Annotated in this window: 16 protein-coding genes; 7 read left to right on the top strand and 9 right to left on the bottom strand. The window is 71.4% G+C overall.

What is annotated here, in order from left to right; genetic code table 11:
• Positions 1-228 precede the first annotated feature (228 nt).
• A complete protein-coding gene (locus tag OG408_RS19310; protein ID WP_266780329.1) occupies positions 229-1,128 on the bottom strand; it encodes a D-alanyl-D-alanine carboxypeptidase family protein in 900 nt (299 codons plus the stop codon).
• A 203-nt stretch (positions 1,129-1,331) separates the two neighbouring features.
• Here OG408_RS19310 and OG408_RS19305 point away from each other — a divergent pair, with 203 nt between their 5' ends.
• Entirely contained in the window at positions 1,332-2,006 is a 675-nt protein-coding gene (locus tag OG408_RS19305) for a GntR family transcriptional regulator (RefSeq protein WP_266780328.1), read from the top strand.
• Positions 2,003-3,313, top strand: coding sequence for an MFS transporter (locus OG408_RS19300; protein ID WP_285569712.1), 1,311 nt, complete (start codon positions 2,003-2,005; stop codon positions 3,311-3,313). Before OG408_RS19305 ends, OG408_RS19300 begins: the two co-directional genes overlap by 4 nt.
• Before the next feature lie 79 nt (positions 3,314-3,392).
• Here the strand turns inward: OG408_RS19300 and OG408_RS19295 are convergent, their stop codons facing one another.
• Positions 3,393-4,217: a maleylpyruvate isomerase family mycothiol-dependent enzyme gene (locus OG408_RS19295; RefSeq protein WP_326671011.1), complete on the bottom strand. Its 825-nt coding sequence runs from the start codon at positions 4,215-4,217 to the stop codon at positions 3,393-3,395.
• A 180-nt stretch (positions 4,218-4,397) separates the two neighbouring features.
• Between OG408_RS19295 and OG408_RS19290 the strand changes: the two genes are divergently transcribed.
• On the top strand, positions 4,398-5,198 hold the full coding sequence (locus tag OG408_RS19290) for a carbon-nitrogen family hydrolase (protein ID WP_326671009.1): 801 nt from the start codon (positions 4,398-4,400) through the stop codon (positions 5,196-5,198).
• A 75-nt stretch (positions 5,199-5,273) separates the two neighbouring features.
• Here the strand turns inward: OG408_RS19290 and OG408_RS19285 are convergent, their stop codons facing one another.
• Entirely contained in the window at positions 5,274-5,765 is a 492-nt protein-coding gene (locus OG408_RS19285) for an LURP-one-related/scramblase family protein (RefSeq protein ID WP_266780324.1), read from the bottom strand.
• A 64-nt stretch (positions 5,766-5,829) separates the two neighbouring features.
• Between OG408_RS19285 and OG408_RS19280 the strand changes: the two genes are divergently transcribed.
• Positions 5,830-7,641, top strand: coding sequence for an NHL domain-containing thioredoxin family protein (locus OG408_RS19280; protein ID WP_326671007.1), 1,812 nt, complete (start codon positions 5,830-5,832; stop codon positions 7,639-7,641).
• Positions 7,642-7,691: 50 nt separating this feature from the next.
• Here OG408_RS19280 and OG408_RS19275 read toward each other — a convergent pair whose 3' ends face one another.
• The 5 genes from OG408_RS19275 to OG408_RS19255 all read right to left on the bottom strand — a co-directional run bounded on the left by OG408_RS19275 (position 7,692) and on the right by OG408_RS19255 (position 14,901).
• Positions 7,692-10,484: an AfsR/SARP family transcriptional regulator gene (locus tag OG408_RS19275; protein WP_326671005.1), complete on the bottom strand. Its 2,793-nt coding sequence runs from the start codon at positions 10,482-10,484 to the stop codon at positions 7,692-7,694.
• A gap of 123 nt (positions 10,485-10,607) precedes the next feature.
• Complete coding sequence (locus OG408_RS19270) at positions 10,608-10,826, bottom strand: DUF6458 family protein (protein WP_266780322.1); 219 nt, start codon at positions 10,824-10,826, stop codon at positions 10,608-10,610.
• Positions 10,827-10,926: 100 nt separating this feature from the next.
• Positions 10,927-12,225, bottom strand: a complete 1,299-nt coding sequence (locus OG408_RS19265) for a M18 family aminopeptidase (RefSeq protein WP_266780321.1) — start codon at positions 12,223-12,225, stop codon at positions 10,927-10,929.
• 61 nt (positions 12,226-12,286) lie between these two features.
• Positions 12,287-12,961 carry a hypothetical protein gene (locus OG408_RS19260; protein WP_326671003.1) on the bottom strand — a complete coding sequence of 225 codons (675 nt, stop codon included), beginning with the start codon at positions 12,959-12,961 and terminating at the stop codon, positions 12,287-12,289.
• A 113-nt stretch (positions 12,962-13,074) separates the two neighbouring features.
• Entirely contained in the window at positions 13,075-14,901 is a 1,827-nt protein-coding gene (locus tag OG408_RS19255) for an acyl-CoA dehydrogenase (protein ID WP_285569699.1), read from the bottom strand.
• A 152-nt stretch (positions 14,902-15,053) separates the two neighbouring features.
• Here OG408_RS19255 and OG408_RS19250 point away from each other — a divergent pair, with 152 nt between their 5' ends.
• The 3 genes from OG408_RS19250 (at position 15,054) to OG408_RS19240 (ending at position 17,797) form a co-directional block, all read left to right on the top strand.
• Positions 15,054-15,494 carry an SseB family protein gene (locus OG408_RS19250; RefSeq protein WP_018522179.1) on the top strand — a complete coding sequence of 147 codons (441 nt, stop codon included), beginning with the start codon at positions 15,054-15,056 and terminating at the stop codon, positions 15,492-15,494.
• A gap of 143 nt (positions 15,495-15,637) precedes the next feature.
• Entirely contained in the window at positions 15,638-16,594 is a 957-nt protein-coding gene (locus OG408_RS19245; protein WP_266780318.1) for a pirin family protein, read from the top strand.
• Between the two features lie 84 nt (positions 16,595-16,678).
• Positions 16,679-17,797, top strand: coding sequence for an AI-2E family transporter (locus tag OG408_RS19240; protein ID WP_326670999.1), 1,119 nt, complete (start codon positions 16,679-16,681; stop codon positions 17,795-17,797).
• Between the two features lie 10 nt (positions 17,798-17,807).
• Here the strand turns inward: OG408_RS19240 and OG408_RS19235 are convergent, their stop codons facing one another.
• Positions 17,808-19,904 (bottom strand): ATP-binding SpoIIE family protein phosphatase, encoded by a 2,097-nt coding sequence (locus tag OG408_RS19235; protein WP_326670997.1) that lies wholly within the window; start codon positions 19,902-19,904, stop codon positions 17,808-17,810.
• Positions 19,905-20,014: the final 110 nt, after the last annotated feature.

Here is a 20,014-nt window from a genome sequence, read left to right as displayed (position 1 = left end):
TTCAGTGAGAAGTCCGCAGCGGGAAGCAGCACGGCGCACAGAGCGCGACGCGCGACAGATCAGCAGTGGGATGTCTCAAACGGTGTACAACGGGACGCCTTTGCCTGGAGGACTCGGTCGGCAGCACCGTAGTGGCGCAACGCGGCGGCGGACCACCGGTTTTCGGCGAAACACAAAGAGGGGGCAGGGGCCTGTCCGCGGGCCCCAGCCCCCTCTTGCGTGTCGCGGTTACTTCTTGAAGCCGTAGTCCATGAGCTTCTTCGCGTCCGCCGTGCGGTTCGCCTCCGACGTGGACGTCAGGACCGTACCGATGACGGTCTTGCCCTTGCGGGTCGCCGCGAAGACCAGGCAGTACTTGGCCGTCGGGCCGGAGCCGGTCTTCACACCGATCGCGCCGCTGTAGGTGCCCAGCAGCTTGTTGGTGTTGGCCCACGACATGTAGCGGTAGCCGCCGCTCTTCGTCGTGACCTTCTGCTTCGTCGACTTCGTCTTCACGACCGTGCGGAACGTGGAGTACTTCATCGCGCTGCTCGCGAGCTTCGTCAGGTCGCGCGGGGTCGAGTAGTTGGACCCGTTCCCTATGCCGTCGAACGAGTCGAAGTGGGTGTTCTTCAGGCCGAGCGTCTTGGCCGTGCTGTTCATCTTGCCGATGAACGACTTCACCCGGGCCGCGCGCGTCGAGCCGGAGCCGAACTTGTCGGCCAGCGCGTACGCGGCGTCGCAGCCGGACGGCAGCATCAGGCCGTACAGCAGCTGACGGACCGATACCTTGTCGCCCACGATCAGGCGGGCCGAGGACGCGCCCTTGGAGACGATGTAGTCGCTGTAGGCCTTCTGGACCGTGACCTTGGAATCCAGGTTCAGGCCCTTCTGCGCCAGGACCACCCGGGCCGTCATGATCTTCGTGGTGGATCCGGTGGAGCGACGGGTGTCCGCGGCCTTGGTGAACAGGGTCTTCCCGGTGCCGTTGTTCATCACGAAGCCGCCCTTGGCGACGATCTTCGGAGTCGGCGGCGTGGCGGCCTGGGCCGTGGTGGCGAAGGCACCGCCCGCCATGACGGCACCTGCGGTGAGGGCTACGGTGGCGGTGGCCGATACGCGCCTTATGCCCTTAATGCCGAGTTTCAAGTTGAACGCTCCAAATGCCCCTGGAATGCGGCCACATGAGGGTGCCGCGCATCTGTGAGACGTATGGGGTCGATGAATGGTTGTGGCGGGGCCGGGTGATTTTTCACGACATACGGGAGGGGCTCTCACCGCACGCGAAAGGGGTGGCGTCCGGATCGTGGAACGGGTCCGCCTTGCGTGCATGTTGTATCTATGCTGTGTGCATGCCTGCCCCCGCCGCGTCCCCCGTCCGTCCTCCCGTGAAGCGGCCCCCCGCCGCCGAGCGCGTCTACACCCACATCAAGGACGCGGTCCTGGACCGCCGCTACGAGGGCGGGACGCTCCTGACCGAGGGCGACCTCGCCGAGGCCGTGGGGGTCTCCCGCACACCGGTGCGCGAGGCGCTGCTGCGGCTGGAGGTCGAGGGGCTGATCAAGCTCTATCCGAAGAAGGGCGCCCTGGTGCTCGCCGTCTCCGCCCAGGAGATCGCGGACGTCGTGGAGACCCGGCTGCTGGTCGAGGAGTTCGCCGTGCGCAAGGCGGTGCCGGCGTCGGCGAAGCTGATCGCCCGGCTGGAGGAGCTCCTGGAGGAGCAGCGGCAGATGTCGGACGCCGGTGACCTGGCCGCCGTCTCCGTGAAGGACCGCTGTTTCCACGCCGAGATCGTCCGGCACGCGGGCAACGAGATCCTGTCGCGCCTCTACGACCAGCTGCGCGACCGGCAGCTGCGGATGGGCGTCGCCGTCATGGAGTCCCACCCGGGCAGGATCGCCGCCAACATCACCGAGCACGGTGAGCTGCTGGAGGCCATCAGGTCCGGCGACGCGGACGGTGCCGCGCAGGTCGTGCGGCGTCACGTCAGCCGGGTCAAGGTGCTGGTGCGGGGTGAGGACCGGTGAGCTCCGCCGCCGCCCCCACCCTGTCCCTGCCCGGTGATCCGCCCGGCGGCCGGCGTGCCGCCTGGGTCTGGGGCATCGGTGTCGCCGTCTACTTCGTCGCCATCATCTTCCGCACCAGCCTGGGTGTCGCCGGGCTCGACGCGGCCGAGCGCTTCGACGTCAACGCCTCGGCGCTCTCCACCTTCTCGATCCTCCAGCTCCTCGTCTACGCGGGCATGCAGATACCTGTCGGCCTGATGGTCGACCGGCTCGGCACCAAGAGGGTGCTGGCCATCGGGGCCGTCCTGTTCACCCTCGGGCAGCTCGGTTTCGCGCTCTCCCCCTCGTACGGCACCGCGCTGGCCTCCCGCGCCCTGCTGGGCTGCGGCGACGCGATGACGTTCATCAGCGTGCTGCGGCTGGGGGCGCGCTGGTTCCCGGCCCGGCGCGGTCCGCTGATCGGGCAGGTCGCCGCCCTCTTCGGGATGGCGGGCAACCTCGTCTCGACGCTGGTCATCGCCCGGTCGCTGCACGGCCTCGGCTGGACCACGACCTTCGTCGGCAGCTCGCTGGCCGGGGTGCTGGTCCTGGTGCTGCTCCTGCTCTTCCTGAAGGACCACCCCGAGGGGTTCGCGCCGCCGCCCGCCGAGCACGCCGGAGCGACGTACGTACGCAAGCAGATCGCCGCCGCCTGGCGGGAGCCCGGCACCCGGCTCGGGATGTGGGTGCACTTCACGACTCAGTTCCCGGCCATGGTGTTCCTGCTGCTGTGGGGCATGCCGTTCCTGGTCGAGGACCAGGGGCTGAGCCGGGGGACGGCGGGGGAGCTGCTCACCCTGGTGGTGCTCTCCAACATGGCCGTCGGCCTCGTCTACGGGCAGGTCATCGCCCGCCATCACGCGGCCCGCATCCCGCTCGCGCTGGGCACGGTCGCGATGACGGCGCTGCTGTGGGCGTCGGTGATCCTGCACCCCGGGGACCACGCGCCGATGTGGCTGCTGGTCACCCTGTGCCTGGTGCTCGGTGCCTGCGGACCCGCGTCGATGATCGGCTTCGACTTCGCCCGCCCGGCCAACCCGCCGCAGCGCCAGGGCACCGCGTCCGGCATCGTCAACATGGGCGGCTTCGTCGCCTCGATGACCACCCTGTTCGCCGTCGGCGTGCTGCTGGACGCGACCGGTGACAACTACCGCGTCGCGTTCTCCTCGGTCTTCGTCCTGGAGACGCTCGGCGTCGTGCAGATCCTGCGGCTGCGGCTGAAGGCCGCGCACCGGGAGCGCGAGCACCATGTGATCAGCCGGGTGGAAGCCGTGCACGTCCCCGCCTGATCAAGGGCCGGAAACGGCGGTGCGCCCGTCCCCCCTGCGGGGCGGGCGCACCGGCTGCCGTGGCGAGGGCGGGCGTCGGCTACGGGGTGATGGCGAAGTTCTGCAGGATGGCGGCGGCCAGGTCCTGGTCGCCCTCGGACTTGATCCGGTCCGCCACCGTGCCCGGCCGCACCCGCCCGCAGGCGAGCCGGACGTACGTCTCCCAGTCCATCGCCAGCGTGACGGCCGGGCCCAGCGACGGTGCGCCGTCCACCGAACCGCGGCCCTCCGCGTCGACCCTGACGGTGCGCAGGAACTCCACCGGACCGTGCACATCCAGCACGACCGCCGAGTTGGGCGGTGCGCCCGCGTCCTTGGCCACGACCTTCGGCAGTGCCAGGAGCAGTGTGTCCCGGACGATCGCGGCGCCCGGCGAGTCCAGGTTGCCGGGCTTCCCCAGCGTCGTACGCAGGTCCTGCTCATGGACCCAGACGTCGAAGGCGCGCATCCTCAGCGCCAGTTCGAGGGTCTGCTCCGCGCCGAGCGGCGCCCGCGTCATGGTCTCCGGGTCACGCGTCTCGTTGCGCAGCTGACGGGACCGGCGGATGATCGTGTACTCCAGCTCGGAGGTCATCTCCGGTGCGGTGTGGTGGCGCCGCACGTCCACCTGCATCTCCATGTACCGGGCCATGTCGCTCTGCACGTGGTAGAGATCGCGCGGAAGGGTGTGGATGGGGCGCGGATCGCCGAGCTGCTCGCACTCCATGCCGATGACGTGCGACACGATGTCGCGCACCGACCAGTTGGGGCAGGGCGTACGGCCGTTCCACTCCCCCTCGGTGAGCGGGCTCACCAGCTCGGCTATCGACTCGATGGAGTGGGTCCAGGCGTCGGCGTAGGTCTGGAGGCTGGGATGGACGGTCACGGGACCCCTCGTGCGGTTCTGTGCATGGGCTGGAGAACTGGGCGCGGTCGGCGGGCTGCGGGCGGCGAGCGGCGATGAGGTTCGGTGGCTAAGTTACGCTGCGAGCAGGCACCCCGGCAGTGCTTTCGTGTGACGATCGTAGGCCCGTGTTGACGGCTCGAATGCCAGGACGGTGGTAGTGTGCGCGCCTCCCTCATCCAGATCGCAGTAGACCCGGACGAATCCGTCAATTCCCGTAGGGAACGCGCGGCTTCACTGATCGCGGCCCAGCAGGGCGCGGATCTGGTGGTTCTCCCCGAACTCTGGCCGGTCGGAGCCTTCGCCTACCAGGCCTTCGAGGACGAGGCCGAGCCGCTGCGGGGCCCCACCCACGAGGTGATGGCCAAGGCCGCCGCCGATGCGGGCGTCTGGCTGCACGCGGGCTCCTTCGTCGAACGGGATTCCGACGGCACCCTCTACAACACCACGCTCGTCTTCACGCCCGAGGGCGAGCGGGCGGCCTCGTACCGCAAGATCCACCGCTTCGGTTTCGACAAGGGTGAGGCGGTGATGATGGGTGCCGGCGATGAGCTGGTGACCGTCGCCCTGCCGCAGACCACGCTCGGCCTCGCCACCTGCTACGACCTGCGCTTCCCCGAGATGTTCCGCGGCCTGGTCGACGCGGGCGCCGAGGTCCTGGTCGTCGCGGCCGGCTGGCCGGAGCGCCGCCGCGCCCACTGGACGCTGCTCGCCCAGGCCCGGGCCGTCGAGAACCAGGCCTACGTCCTGGCCGTCGGCTGCTCCGGCACCCACTCCGGGGTCCCGCAGGCGGGGCACAGCATCGTCGTCGACCCCTGGGGCGAGGTGCTCGCGCAGGCGGGTCCGGACGAGGAGGTGCTGAGCGTGGAGTTCGACCCGGCGAAGGTCAAGGCCACCCGGGAGCAGTTCCCCGCGCTCAAGGACCGCCGGCTGGGGCTGGCCGCGCCGACGGACCTCGTGTAGCCGAGGGCTGTCGCGCCGGCCCTCTTCGTACGGAGACCCAGTGCCTGTTTCACGTGAAACAGGCACCGCCGGGACTCACCCCTCGTGCTCCTTCTCCGCGAGCACGATCACGCACACCGCCACCGCGATCAGCAGACCCGCGTCGGCGTCCTCGCGCACGATGTCGATCCCGTAGGTGTCCCGGACGGTCAGCCAGCGGCGCGAGATCTGGGCCAGCAGCTCCCCGTCGTAGTCGACCGCGAACTCACGGTCCAGGATCTTGCCGCTGACATCGAGCTCGGTCCCGTCCACCAGCGTCACCCGGTAGTGGTTGCGCAGCAGCGACAGCCGCTTCCGCTTGACCTTCGCCAGCTGCTCGCCGTCCCGCTCGATGAGCATCGTGTCGCGCAGGCTGAGGAGCTTCTGCTTGATCTCGACGACGATCCGGCCCTGCGCGTCCTTCAGCTCGAAGGTGTCGCGCACCCGCATGGCCTTGCCGTCGACGAGGAAGACCTTGCGGCCGTCCGCGTCCTCGATCCAGTAGTCGTCACCGATGCCGAACAGTCGCTCACGTACGAGAAGTCTCATGGCTCACAGGTTCCCCGAGCCCTCCGCGGAATGCGTGGACGCCACGGTGATGTTGACTGTTCACATGGCAACACGTGCACGCGTCAGGGCCCCCGAACTGATCGGAAAGGGCGGCTGGCTCAATACGGGAGACCAGCAGTACACCCTCGCTGACCTGCGGGGGCGCATTGTGATCTTGGACTTTTGGACCTTCTGCTGTGTGAACTGTCTGCACGTCCTCGATGAGCTGCGCGAGCTGGAGGAGAAGCACCGCGACACCGTGGTGATCATCGGTGTCCACTCGCCGAAGTTCGTCCACGAGGCGGAGCACCAGGCCGTCGTCGACGCCGTCGAGCGGTACGGGGTGCACCACCCGGTGCTCGACGACCCCGAGCTCGCGACCTGGAAGCAGTACGCCGTCCGCGCCTGGCCGACCCTCGTCGTGGTGGACCCCGAGGGCTATGTCGTCGCCCAGCACGCCGGCGAGGGCCACGCCCACGCCCTCGCGCAGCTCGTCGACGAGCTGGAGACCGAGCATGCGGCGAAGGGCACGCTGCGCCGCGGCGACGGGCCCTATGTGGCGCCCGAGCCGGTGGCCACGCATCTGCGGTTCCCGGGGAAGGCCCTGCTCCTGGCCGACGGCGGCTTCCTGGTCTCCGACACCACCCGGCACCGTCTGGTCGAGCTGGACGCGGACGGCGAGAGCGTCCGCCGCCACTTCGGGTCGGGCGAGCGCGGGCTCGCGGACGGCGGGCCCGACGACGTCAGGTTCAGCGAGCCCCAGGGGCTGGCGCTGCTGCCCGACGGGCGGATCGCCGTCGCCGACACGGTGAACCACGCGATCCGCGCGCTCGACCTCACGACCGGCGAGACGACGACCCTCGCCGGAACCGGGCGCCAGTGGTGGCAGGGGGCACCCACCAGCGGCGCGGGCCGCGAGACCGACCTCTCCTCGCCGTGGGACGTCGCCTGGTTCGAAGGGCGGCTGTGGATCGCCATGGCGGGCGTGCACCAGCTGTGGACGTACGACCTGGAGAGCGGCACCGTGCGCGTCGCCGCCGGCACCACGAACGAAGGGCTGGTCGACGGTCCCGGCCCGGAGGCGTGGTTCGCCCAGCCCTCCGGGCTCGCGGCGACCGAGGACCGGCTCTGGGTCGCCGACTCCGAGACGTCCGCGCTGCGCTACGTCGACCGGGACGGCGCCGTGCACACCGCCGTCGGCACCGGACTCTTCGACTTCGGCCACCGCGACGGCGCCGCCGGCCAGGCGCTGCTCCAGCACCCACTGGGCGTCACCGCGCTGCCGGACGGGTCCGTCGCCGTCTGCGACACGTACAACCACGCCCTGCGCCGTTACGACCCGGCGAGCGGTGAGGTCACCACGCTGGCCACGGACCTGCGCGAGCCGAGCGACGCCGTGCTGGTGGACGGCGACCTCGTGGTCGTCGAGTCCGCCCGGCACCGGCTGACGCGTCTCCGGCTGCCCGAGGAGGCGGTACGGGTCGCGGACCAGGCCCACCGCACCCAGCGCGTCGCCACCGAGATCGCCCCCGGCGCGCTCCGGCTCGACGTCGTCTTCCAGGCGCCCGCCGGCCAGAAGCTCGACACCCGCTACGGGCCCTCGACCCGGCTGCTGGTCTCCTCGACCCCGCCCGGGCTGCTGGCCGGGGGCGAAGGGGCGGGCACCGACCTGTTCCGCGAACTGGTCCTCGCCGACGGCGTCACCGAGGGCGTCCTGCACGTCTCGGCGATGGCCGCGTCCTGCGACGACGACCCGGCGAACGAGTACCCGGCCTGCCACGTCCACCAGCAGGACTGGGGCGTCCCCGTCCGGGTGACGGCCGAGGGGACGTCACGACTGCCCCTGGTGCTCGCCGGCATGGACGAACAGGGCTGAGAGGAGGAGCCGGGCGGTACGGCGGAGGGCGTCGCCCCCGCCCGCCCGGCTCACCCGTCGTCGGCCAGCCGCCGGACCGCTGCCTCGTACCGCCGCACGTACACCGGCTCCGCCGTCACCCGCAGCAGCGCCTCCAGGGCCCGCACCGCGCCCTCGTCGTACCCGGCGCGCTCGGCGTCCGCCGCCGCCAGGTCCAGCAGTCGGACCCCCTCGTCCTCCGCGCCCAGGGCGAGCCGGGCCTCACCGCTGACCGTCGTCAGCAGCACCCGGCGGGCCGCCTCCTCCGGCTCGGGCCCCAGATCGAAGGCGGCGCGGGTGGAGTCCAGGGCGTCCTGCGGGCGCCCCGCGGCCAGCTGCATCCGGGCCAGGTGCTGAAGGGCCAGCATCTCCGTGTGCGCGTCGGGCTCCTTCCGCGCCAGCTCCAGCGCCTGCCCGCAGCCCTCCAACGCCACGTCCAGACCGCCCTGTTCCGCCTGCACGATGGCCAGGTTGATCAACGCCGTCGCCTCGCCCAGCCGGTCCCCGGCCCGCCGCGCCAGTCCGGGCGAAGGCTCCAGCAGGTCCGCGGCCTCGGTGATCCTGCCCTCCTCGGACAGCACCCAGCCCAGCAGATTACGCACCCGGGACTCGGCGTACGGATCGCTCCGGGCGGCCGCCGCGGCCAGGGCCAGCTCCAGCATCGGGGCCCAGCCGTCCCGCGCCCGCCACACCACGTGCGGCCACTGGAGCAGGATGATCCGCCAGGCCCGGTCGTCGAGACCCGCGCCGCGGGCAGCGGCCGCGGCCAGCGACAGGTCCTCGCGCTCGGCCGCCAGCCAGTCCATCGCCTCGGCCCGGTCGGTGAAGTCCCGCACGGCGGCGGGCCGGTGATAACCGTCCGGCAGCAGGAAGCAGGGCTCGCCGCCCGGTTCGGCCGTGTCCGCGGCGGCCAGCGCGGTGGCGATGTAGTGGTCGAGCACGCCGATGAGCGCGCCGGGCCCGGCGGCGGGGTCGAGCCCCCGGGCATAGAGGCGCACCAGATCGTGCAGCTCCCAGTGGCCCGGCCCGGTCTCGGCGATCAGATGGGCGGCGGCCAGCCGCTCCAGGGCGGCCGCGGCGACGACCGGGTTGCTGCCGGCGAGGGCGGCGGCCGTGTACGGGTCGAAGCGGCTGCCCGGATGATGGCCGAGCCGGGTGAAGTGGTGGAGGGCGTCCGGCGGAAGCTGCTGCACGGTCAGCCGCAGCGCTGCGGAGACCCCGGTGTCCTCCACGGCGAGCAGCGACAGCCGGCTCCGCTCGTCGGCCAGCTCGTCGGCCATCGCGGCGAGCGTCCACTGCGGGCGGCCCGCCAGCCGGGCCGCCGTGACCCGCAGCGCGAGCGGCAGTCCGCCGCAGAGTTCGGCGAGCCGCCGGGCCGCCACCGGTTCGGCGCGCACCCGCTCCTCGCCGAGCACCCCGGCCAGCAGCGCGGTCCCGTCCAATGGTTCGAGCACGTCCAGCGGGACCGGAACGGCGGCGTCGGACGCGATGAGCCCCTCCAGCCGGTGCCGGCTGGTGATCAGCGTGACGCAGTCGGCGCCGCCCGGCAGCAGCTGCCGGACCTGCGCGGAGTCACGGACGTTGTCGAGGACGACGAGCAGGCTGAGCCGGTCGGTCAGCGAGCGGAAGAGCGCCGCGGAGCCGGCCACGGACTCCGGGACCCGGCGCGGCGCCACACCGAGGGCGAGCAGGAACTCGCGCAGGACTTCGAGGGTGGTCGGCTCACCGGTGTCGCCGAACCCGCGCAGATCCGCGAAGAGCCGCCCGTCCGGGAAGGCGGCGGGGGACCGGCGCGCCCAGTGCAGGGCCAGCGCGGTCTTGCCGACGCCGGCCGGCCCGGTGAGCAGACAGACGGGCGCCTCGCCCGCCGCCGCCCGGGAGAGCGCGGTGAGTTCGGCGCCGCGCCCGTGGAAACCGCGCGGAGCCCGCGGCAGCAGATCGGTGGGGTGCGCCGGTCCCCCGGGGTGCGACGGCGGCACGGCGCGCGGGGGGCGGGGCGGCGCGACGGGTCCGGACACCCCGGCGGTCCGACGGGACTCCGGTTCCGGTTCCGGCCCCGCGCCCTGCCCGGCGGCCGCCGGGTCCGGGTCGCCGCGCAGGATCTGCGCGTACGCGTCGGCCAGTTCACGACCCGGGTCGATGCCCAGCTCGTCGGCGAGCAGCCGGCGCGTGCGGTGGAACCGGTCGAGCGCCTCGGACTGGCGCCCCGACCGGTACAGCGCCGTCATCAGGGCCGCGGCGAGGGACTCCCGCAGCGGCTGGGCATCGGCCTCGGCCCGCAGCACGGCCGCCGCCCGGTGGTGCTCCCCCAGCACGGCGTAGGCGTGCGCCAGTTGCTCGACCGTCGTCAGCCGGGACTCCTCCAGCGCGTGCGCCGCCGCCTGGAGCGGTGTGCTGGCGTACGTACCGGTGAGCGCGGGGCCCTGCCACAGGGACAGGGCCTCCTTCAGCATGAGCACCGTGTCGGCCGGGCTGCGCTGCTCCCGGGCCAGCATCAGCAGTTCCTCGAACCGCTGGGAGTCCAGCAGGGTCTCCGGCGCCCGCAGCACGTAGGCGTCGCCGAGCGTGGCCAGTTCGACCCCGTACGCGTCCGCGTCCGCGCCCGTGAGCAGCGCGCGCAGCCGGGACACATGGCCCTGGATGACGGTGCGGGCGTGCAGCGGCGGGGCGTCGTCCCACAGACAGTCCGTCAGCCGCGCCATGGACACCGGTGTGTTGGCGCGGAGCAGAAGGGCGGCGAGCAGGCTGCGCCGCTTGGCGGGGCCCAGTGGCAGCGGGCCGGTCAGCGTGTCGACGCAGACCGTGCCGAGCAACCGGAACTCCACGTACGGCTTCCCTTCCGGGTGGGACGCGCCCGGTGCCGGGTCACGGACAGATGCCCAGAATATCCGTGATGGCGGGTCACCGGCCCCGGGGCGGGCCCGGTGACCGGGCCGCGCCCGTCGGGGTCACAGCCGGCGTTCGTCCTCGGACACCACGGTGGTGGTGGGGGGTACGACCATGCGGCGGCGCCGCATCACGCTGGCGTAGACGAAGACTCCGATGATGCCGACGATCATCATGATCCAACCGACCAGGTCGACGTTGACGGTGTCCAGTTCCCAGTCGGTGGCAAAAGCGAGTATCGCCCCCGCGCCGATGAGAATGAAGCATCCTCCGAGTCCCATGAATCCCGCCTCCTCGACGGACCGGAGGCTCCGGGCCGTGTACGCAGCGGGTACCCGGCCCGGCCGCGACCATGCGCGCCGGGCCGGTGCCGGGCTGAGGTCAGCCCGCGAGGAACGACGCCAGGGCGTTCGCCAGGTGGTACGGGTCGTCGGCGCCGCACAGCTCACGGGCGCTGTGCATGGACAGGATGGCCACGCCGATGTCGACGGTCTGGATGCCGTGCCGGGCCGCGGTGATCGGGCCGATCGTCGTGCCGCACGGCATCGAGTTGTTGGAGACGAACGTCTGCCACGGCACGCCCGCCTTCTCGCACGCCGCCGCGAACACGGCCCGGCCGCTGCCGTCGGTCGCGTACCGCATGTTGACGTTGACCTTGAGGATCGGTCCGCCGTTGACGACCGGGTGGTGCGTCGGGTCGTGGCGCTCCGCGTAGTTGGGGTGGATCGCGTGGCCGGTGTCCGAGGAGAGGCAGACGGTGCCGGCGAAGGCGCGCGCCCGGTCCTCGTACGTACCGCCGCGGGCGAACACCGAGCGCTCCAGGACCGTGCCGAGCAGCGGTCCGTCGGCGCCGGTGTCGGACTGCGAGCCGTTCTCCTCGTGGTCGAAGGCGGCCAGCACCGGGATGTACGGGATCTCGGCGTCGGGCTGCCCGGCGACGGCGGCCAGCGCGGCGGTCGCCGCGTGCACCGAGAGGAGGTTGTCCATGCGCGGACCGGCGACCAGTTCGCGGTCGCGGCCCAGGTAGGACGGTGCCTCGACGGGGTGCGGCATCAGGTCCCAGCCGGTGATGTCCTCGGCGTCGACACCCGCCTCCTCGGCGACGAACCGGATGAGGTCGCCCTCCTCGACGTCCCCGAGCCCCCAGATCGGCTGCATGTGCTTCTGGCGGTCGAGCTTGAGCCCGTCGGGGTTGGCCGAGCGGTCCAGGTGCACGGCCAGCTGCGGGACGCGCAGCAGCGGCCGGTCGATGTTCACCAGCCGGTGCGTGCCGTCGCGCAGGGAGATCCGTCCGGCGAGCCCGAGGTCGCGGTCCAGCCAGGTGTTGAGGAGCGTGCCGCCGTAGACCTCCACGGCGATCTGGCGCCAGCCGTACGCGCCGGTGTCGGGAAGCGGCTTCACCCGCAGGTTCGGCGAGTCGGTGTGCGCGCCGGCGATCCGGAACGGGGTGTGCGCCCCGGCGCCCTCCGGCACGTACCAGGCCACGATCGCGCCGCCGCGCAGGACGTACTTCCCGCCGGTGGTCCCGTCCCAGGCCGCGATCTCCTCGACCTGCCGGAATCCGGCCTTCTCCAGCCGTGCCGCGGCGCTGGCCACGGCGTGGTACGGGGAGGGGGCGGACATCAGGAAAGCCATCAGGTCATCGGTGTGGCTGCGGTCGAACCGGAGGGAGGAACTCATGTTCTTCACTGTAACCAGACCCGGCCGGGACGATTCACCGTCGTCCCCCCGGGTGCCGCCGCTATCCTCCGGTGACGCCCGCGGACGGCTTGTCGCCGTCCTGTGCCTGCTGGGCGCGCTCGGCGAACATGGCGGCGAGGTCCTTCACCTCCTGGTCGGAGACGGCCTTCTCGCCCTGGGTGCCGGTGCTGATGCCGAGCACGGTCGTGCCGACCCGGAGCTGGGTGATGGTGGCCGGGCCGCCCATCGTGCCCGTCGCGGCGCGGTTGGCCTCGCGCTCGGCGCCCGGCTCGCCGATCTTCACGGGCACCGCGCCCACGCCGACCCGGTCCCCGCCGTAGTACTCGGCGATCGCGTCATAGGCGGCGTCGGCGGTCTTCTCGTCCTTGTAGGCGAGCACCCAGTAGTTGAGCGAGGTGACGTCGGGCTTGCGCACGTAGGCGGCGACGCCGTAGAACGTGATCTCGCCGCAGGCCGTCGCCCGCTTCTTCTTGTCCTTCGTCAGGCAGAACGCCGGCGGGTACTCCGGCACCGGTTCCTGCGCATCGGGCTCCAGCTGCGTCCGCCAGCCCGGCATCGCCTTCGCGTCCGGCAGGACCGAGACCACCTCCGCCTTGCCGAGCGCCTTCGCGGCCGCCTCCTCGCCCCCGCCCCCGCCCCCGCACCCCGCGAGCACCAGCGCCGCCGCTCCGGCCGCCACACCCCGTACGTACCACCGCTCGCTCGCACGCCTCATGCGCCGGCCTCCCCCTCGTCGGTCCGTCCGATCATAGAGAGGGCGTACGACAGCACCGCCGCCCGGAAAACGTCTCCGGGCGGCGGTGCTGGGTGGTCCAGAAGGGCGAGGTCCTAGAACGCGGCCTCGTCCAGCTCCATCAGGGAGTTGTCCACGGCCTCGGCGAGTGCGCGCTCGGCGCCGACGCCCGGCAGGATGTTCGCGGCGAAGAACTTCGCGGCGGCGATCTTGCCCTGGTAGAAGGCGACGTCCTTCGCGGAGGCGGTCGGCAGCTTCTCGGCGGCCACGGCCGCGCCCCGGAGCAGCAGGTAACCGACGACGACATCGCCGGAGGCCAGCAGCAGACGGGTCGAGTTGAGGCCGACCTTGTAGATGTTCTTGACGTCCTCGCCGGTCGCGGTGAGGTCGGTGATCATCGTGCCGACGATCGCCTCCAGGTCCACGGCCGCCTTCGCGAGGTGGTCCAGCGAACCGGCCAGCTCCTCGTTGCCCTGGGCGCCCGCGAGGAACTTCTTGATCTCCTCGGAGAGCGCGTTGAGCGAGGCGCCCTGGTCGCGGACGATCTTCCGGAAGAAGAAGTCCTGGCCCTGGATGGCCGTGGTGCCCTCGTACAGCGTGTCGATCTTGGCGTCACGGATGTACTGCTCGATCGGGTACTCCTGGAGGTACCCGGAGCCGCCGAAGGTCTGGAGCGACTGGGCCAGCTGCTCGTAGGACTTCTCCGAGCCGTAGCCCTTCACGATCGGGAGCAGCAGGTCGTTGAGACCGTGCAGCGCCTTCGCGTCCTCGCCAGCGGCCTCCTTCTCCTGGATCGCGTCCTGGACGGAGGCGGTGTACAGCACGAGGGAGCGCATGCCCTCGGCGTAGGCCTTCTGCGTCATCAGCGAGCGGCGCACGTCGGGGTGGTGCGTGATGGTGACCTTGGGGGCCGCCTTGTCCATGAACTGCGACAGGTCGGTGCCCTGGACGCGCTCCTTGGCGTACTCCAGCGCGTTCAGGTAGCCCGTGGAGAGGGCGGCGATGGCCTTCGTGCCGACCATCATGCGGGCGAACTCGATGATGCGGAACATCTGGCGGATGCCGTCGTGCTTGTCGCCGATGAGCCAGCCCTTGGCGGGGTGCCGGTCGCCGAACGTCATCTCGCAGGTGTTGGACGCCTTGAGGCCCATCTTGTGCTCGACGTTGGTCGCGTACACGCCGTTGCGCTCGGCCAGTTCGCCGGTGGTCCAGTCGAAGTGGAACTTCGGGACCATGAAGAGCGAGAGGCCCTTGGTGCCCGGGCCCGCACCCTCGGGACGCGCCAGGACGTAGTGGAGGATGTTCTCGGACATGTCGTGCTCGCCCGAGGTGATGAAGCGCTTCACGCCCTCGATGTGCCAGGAGCCGTCCTCCTGCTCGACGGCCTTCGTCCGGCCCGCGCCGACGTCGGAGCCGGCGTCCGGCTCGGTCAGCACCATCGTCGAGCCCCACTGCTTCTCGACGGCGATCTCGGCGATCTTCTTCTGCGCCTCGTTGCCCTCCTCGAAGAGGATGCCGGCGAAGGCGGGACCGGAGGAGTACATCCACACGGCCGGGTTGGCGCCGAGCAGCAGCTCCGCGTAGCCCCAGATCAGGGAGCGGGGGGCGGTGGTGCCGCCGATCTCCTCGGGGACGCCCAGACGCCAGTACTCGGAGTCCATGAAGGCCTGGTACGACTTCTTGAAGGTGTCCGGGACCGGTGCGGTGTTCGTCTCGGGGTCGAAGACCGGCGGGTTGCGGTCGGCGTCGGCGTAGGAGTCGGCGAGCTCGTTCTCCGCGAGGCGGACGACCTCGTCGAGGATGCTCTTCGCGGTCTCGACGTCCATCTCCGCGAACGGTCCGGTGCCGTACAGCTTGTCGCGCCCGAGGACCTCGAAGAGGTTGAACTCGATGTCGCGGAGATTCGACTTGTAGTGCCCCATGGGAAGGCTCCGTAATCAATAGCAGTGGCGCGCAGCGCCCCGTGGAGGGGTGGCCCGGACGGACGTATCAGCTGTTCCCTACGATGATGCTACCCGTCAGTAATAAGACGCAACCCCTCAAGGGCCAGATGTGTCCGATTACTCTTTGCCTCATGTACGGCTACGACCAGAATCAGGGCGCACAGCAGCCGATGGGTGGCGGCTACGGCGAGCAGCCGCTGTATCCCGAACCCTCGCCGCCCTCGCTGGGCGACGCGGTACGGGCCTTCACGACCGGCTCGCTGGCCGCCGAGGACTTCCAGCAGATCTTCGCGACGTCGAAGGTCTACTGCCCGCGCGGTGACAATCCGGGCTTCCTCGCGCTGCACAACACCCAGCAGCCCGTGATCCCGATGTTCACCACGCTCAAGGAGCTGAGGCTGTACGCGGGCAAGGAGTCCAAGTACTTCGTGATCACCGGCGCCGAGGTGATCGACCTGCTGCCCACCGGCTACGGCTTCGTCCTGGACATGGAGGGCGAGCACCGGATGGTCTTCGACGCCAAGGCCGTCGAGCAGATGGTCGACTTCGCCATGCGCCGCATGTACGGCTGACCGCAGACCTCCACGAAGGGGCCCGTACCGATCGGTACGGGCCCCTTCGTGCTGCCTGACGCGGCACGGGAATGGACGACGCCTTGCAGGATGTTCACCATTCAACTAAATTGGTTCCAGAACAATCCCCGGAGGTGGCTTCCATGCCCGCAGTGACCGTCGAAAACCCGCTGACCCTGCCCAAGGTCGTCGCCGCCGGCGACGCAGCGGCCCGTCCCGTGCTCGCCGTGACCACGGCGCCGAGCGGGTTCGAGGGCGAGGGCTTCCCGGTCCGCCGCGCCTTCGCGGGGATCAACTACAAGTACCTCGACCCGTTCATCATGATGGACCAGATGGGTGAGGTGGAGTACGCCGCCGGAGAGCCGAAGGGCACCCCCTGGCACCCGCACCGCGGCTTCGAGACCGTGACCTACCTGATCGACGGCACCTTCGTGCACCAGGACTCCAACGGGGGCGGCGGCACCATCCGCAACGGCGACACCCAGTGGATGACGGCCGGATCCGGGCTGCTCCACATCGAGGCGCCGCCGGAGTCCCTCGTCACGTCGGGCGGCCTCTTCCACGGCCTCCAGCTCTGGGTGAACCTGCCCAAGGCCGACAAGATGATGGCCCCGCGCTACCAGGACATCCGCGGCGGCCAGGTCCAGCTGCTCGCCTCCCCCGACGGCGGCGCGCTGCTCCGGGTGATCGCGGGCGAGCTCGACGGCCACGAGGGCCCGGGCATCACCCACACCCCCATCACGATGATCCACGCCACCGTGCGCCCCGGCGCCGAGGTGACGCTGCCGTGGCGCGAGGACTTCAACGGCCTCGCGTACGTGCTGGCGGGCCGCGGCACCGTCGGCGAGGAGCGCCGTCCCGTCCACATGGGCCAGACCGCGGTCTTCGGCACCGGCTCCTCGCTGACCGTCCGCGCGGACGAGCAGCAGGACGGGAACACCCCGGACCTGGAGGTCGTGCTGCTCGGCGGCCGTCCCATCCGGGAGCCGATGGCGCACTACGGGCCGTTCGTGATGAACAGCCAGGCCGAACTGAAGCAGGCCTTCGAGGACTTCCAGGCCGGCCGCCTCGGCACGGTGCCCGCCGTCCACGGAATGTGAGTCCCGCTGCCGCCGTATGACGGTCCATCACCCGTACGGCGGCACGGGCGGGACACGGCTCCCGCGGCGTGATCGGCTGAGGGGGTGCAGACCCAGAAGCCCCTCCTGCCCGAGGTCGCCCGGCGTACGGCCGCCTGGTGCGGTGTCGTCCTGCTGGTCGCCGGTGTCGCCGCTGTCGCCATCTTCCTCTGCATCGTCCTCAAGACCGCCGTCACGCCGGTCCTCCTCGCGCTGCTCGGTACGGCGCTGCTCGGCCCGGTCCACCGGCGGATGACCGCCCACGGGGTGAACCGCTCGCTGGCCGCCGGCGTCACCTGCGCCCTGCTCGTCGCGGTGGGCGGCGGCGCGGGTTACATCGTGGTGGCGGCGCTCATCGAGACCGGCGACCAGATCGTCGACTCGCTCAAGGACGCCGGACAGTGGGTCATCGACCACTTCGGGCTGGAGGACGGGGCGAACGTGGACGCCCTCGCGGACAACGCCAAGAAGCTCGTCGAGAAGTTCGGCGCGAGCGCCGCGGGCGGGATCCTCTCCGGCATCAGCCTCGTCGGCTCGTTCATCGCCACCGCCGTGCTCTCCCTCCTGCTGACCTTCTTCTTCCTGCGCGACTCGGACCGGGCCGTGAAACTCGCGCACTCCATCGCCCCCCGGGGCACCGGTGACCTGGTCGAAGCGATGGGCCGCCGCGCCTTCGAGGCGGTCGAGGGCTTCATGCGCGGGACGACCTTCATCGCGCTCATCGACGCGGTCTGCATCACGGTCGGCCTGCTGATCCTGCGGGTGCCGGGCGCGGTGGGGCTCGGCGCCCTGGTCTTCGTCGGCGCCTACATCCCCTATCTGGGCGCCTTCCTGTCGGGGGCCGTCGCGGTTCTGGTGGCGCTGGCGGACCGGGGGTTCGCGATCGCGCTCTGGGCGCTCGGCATCGTCCTCGCCGTCCAGGTGCTGGAGGGGCACATCCTGCAGCCGATGATCCAGAGCCGGACCGTGCAGATGCACCCCGCCATGATCATGATCGCGCTGACCGCCGGGGCCAGCGTGGCGGGTCTGCTGGGGATGCTGCTCGCGGTCCCGGTGTGCGCCGCGGTCTTCGGCATCATCGGCGAACTGCGCAAGGGCCTCCCGGAGGGCCCTGAGGCATCATCCGCGGGGCCATCGGCGGGACCGCCCGGGGAGCCCGCGCCGGGAACGCCGGGAACGCCGTAGAGCCCCACGGCTACGACGGAGCCTGCTCCGCCGCCTCGTCCAGCTCGAACCAGATCGACTTGCCCGCGCCCCGCGGATCGACCCCCCACGCGTGGGCGAGCATCTCCATCAGCAGCAGGCCCCGGCCGCTGGACGCCATCTCGCCGGGCCGCCGCTTGTGCGGCAGCTCGTCGCTGCCGTCGGACACGTCGACCCGCAGCCGCCGCTCGCCGTGCTCCCCGGTCGCCTGCGCGACCATCAGCGCGTCGCCGTCCGTGTGGACGAGCACGTTCGTGCACATCTCGGACACCATCAGCACGGCCGAGTCGACCTGCTCCGGGTCCGCCCAGTCGTGCAGCATCTCGCGCAGCAGCTGCCGGGCCGCGGCGATCCGCTCCGGCGCGGCCTGCGCGATGGTCAGCACGGTCCTGCGGGGCGCGGTCAGCTGCGCCGGGGAGGCCTCGCGCCGCAGCAGCAGGACCGCGATGTCGTCCTCGCGCCGGTCGGCGAGCGGCCCCGTCGTGTAGTGCGAGGTCGGCCCGTGCACGGCCTGCACCAGCGAGTCCGCCAGCTTCTCCAGGTCGTCGGTGTGCCGCTCCAGGACCGGCCGGAGCCGGACCCAGCCGGTGGCCAGGTCGTGGCCGCCGGTCTCGATCAGCCCGTCCGTGCACAGCATGATCGTTTCTCCCGGCTCCAGTGTGATCCGGGTCGTCGGATAGTCCGCGTCCGCCTCGACGCCGAGCGGCAGCCCGCCCTCGGTCTGTCGGATGACGGCGGTCCCGTCGGCGGTCATCACCACGGGGTCGGGGTGGCCGGCCCGGGCGATGTCGAGGGTGCCGGTCACCGGGTCCGCCTCCGCGTACAGGCAGGTCGCGAAGCGCGCACCCGTCTGCTCGCCGTCCTCGTACGCGTCGGTGAGCCCGGAGAGGAAGCGCGAGGCGCGCGAGAGCACCGCGTCCGGGCGGTGCCCCTCGGAGGCGTACGCCCGCAGCGCGATCCGCAGCTGGCCCATCAGCCCGGCTGCCCGTACGTCATGGCCCTGGACGTCGCCGATGACGAGGGCGATGCGGCCGCTGGGCAACGGGATCATGTCGTACCAGTCGCCGCCGACCTGAAGGCCGCCGCCGGTCGGTACGTAGCGGGCGGCCACCGTCATCCCCGGGATGTCCGGTCCCAGGGACGGCATCATCGAGCGCTGGAGCCCCTGCGACAGCTCCCGCTCGGTCTCCGCGATCCCCGCCCTGGCCAGCGCCTGGGCGAGCATCCGGGCCACGGTCGTCAGCACCGACCGCTCGTCCGGCGAGAACGACACCGGGTGCCGGAACCCCGCCATCCAGGTGCCCATCGTGCGCCCCGCCACGATCAGCGGCAGAAAGGCCCAGGAGCGTCGCCCGAACCGCCGGGCCAGCGGCCAGGTGGCCGGGTAGCGGTCCCGGTACTCCTCCGGTGACGGCAGATAGATCGCCCGCCCGGTCCTGACCACCTCGGCGGCCGGGTAGTCGGTCTCCAGCGGCATGTCCGTGAAGGGGCCCTCGTCGCCCGTGGTGTGCCCGTGGTGCCCGACGATGGTCAGCCGCTCGCCGTCGACCCCGAAGACCGCGAGACCGTCGGGCGAGAAGCCGGGCATGGACAGCGAGTACGCGACCCGCAGCACCTCGGCCGTCGACCGGGCCTCGGCCAGCGCCCGCCCCGCGTCCAGCAGGAACGCCTCGCGGGACCGCCGCCAGTCCCCGGTGATCGGGGTGTGCGCCCCGGTGGTGCCGGGCTGCGGCTCGGCGACCTCCTGGAGGGTGCCGACCAGCACGTAGTCCGTCTCGTTGCCCGCCTCCGGCGGAAGGGGCTTGGAACGGCTCCGTACGGTACGCAGTACCCGGCCGTGCTCGTCCACGATCCGCACCCGGGCCTCGGCGAGCGTGCCCTCGGCGACCGCGAGGTTCACCACTCCGTAGATCTCGTTCCAGTCGACGGGATGGAAGCGCGAGCGCACCTCGGACTCGCGGAAGACGCCGTGCTCGGCGGGCAGCTCCAGCAGCCGGGCCGCTTCCGCGTCGAGCGTGACCGTCCCGGCTCCGTTGTCCCAGCGCCAAAGACCGGTCGCGGTCGCGGCCAGGACATCCTCGGTGCGCATTGCCCCACTTTAGGAAGATGTAGCACTCAAACGCCACCGAGGGCCGTGTTCCCGCCCCCCGCCGACGATCTTGCTCCGGACAATGGCAATGAAACGGTCCGGTCGCGGGC

The sequence above is a fragment of the Streptomyces sp. NBC_01257 genome (assembly GCF_035917255.1).
GTDB lineage: Bacteria > Actinomycetota > Actinomycetes > Streptomycetales > Streptomycetaceae > Streptomyces.
The sequence above is the reverse complement of the archived record's forward strand: the minus strand, read 5'-3'. Positions and strand labels throughout refer to the sequence as shown.

Bases quoted from the DNA above. Each gene is read 5' to 3' on its own strand.
- OG408_RS19305 (WP_266780328.1), top strand. From the start codon at position 1,332: ATGCCTGCCCCCGCCGCGTCCCCCGTCCGTCCTCCCGTGAAGCGGCCC.
- OG408_RS19285 (WP_266780324.1), bottom strand. From the start codon at position 5,765: ATGAGACTTCTCGTACGTGAGCGACTGTTCGGCATCGGTGACGACTAC.
- OG408_RS19280 (WP_326671007.1), top strand. From the start codon at position 5,830: ATGGCAACACGTGCACGCGTCAGGGCCCCCGAACTGATCGGAAAGGGC.
- OG408_RS19270 (WP_266780322.1), bottom strand. From the start codon at position 10,826: ATGGGACTCGGAGGATGCTTCATTCTCATCGGCGCGGGGGCGATACTC.
- OG408_RS19265 (WP_266780321.1), bottom strand. From the start codon at position 12,225: ATGAGTTCCTCCCTCCGGTTCGACCGCAGCCACACCGATGACCTGATG.
- OG408_RS19260 (WP_326671003.1), bottom strand. From the start codon at position 12,961: ATGAGGCGTGCGAGCGAGCGGTGGTACGTACGGGGTGTGGCGGCCGGA.
- OG408_RS19255 (WP_285569699.1), bottom strand. From the start codon at position 14,901: ATGGGGCACTACAAGTCGAATCTCCGCGACATCGAGTTCAACCTCTTC.
- OG408_RS19250 (WP_018522179.1), top strand. From the start codon at position 15,054: ATGTACGGCTACGACCAGAATCAGGGCGCACAGCAGCCGATGGGTGGC.
- OG408_RS19245 (WP_266780318.1), top strand. From the start codon at position 15,638: ATGCCCGCAGTGACCGTCGAAAACCCGCTGACCCTGCCCAAGGTCGTC.
- OG408_RS19235 (WP_326670997.1), bottom strand. From the start codon at position 19,904: ATGCGCACCGAGGATGTCCTGGCCGCGACCGCGACCGGTCTTTGGCGC.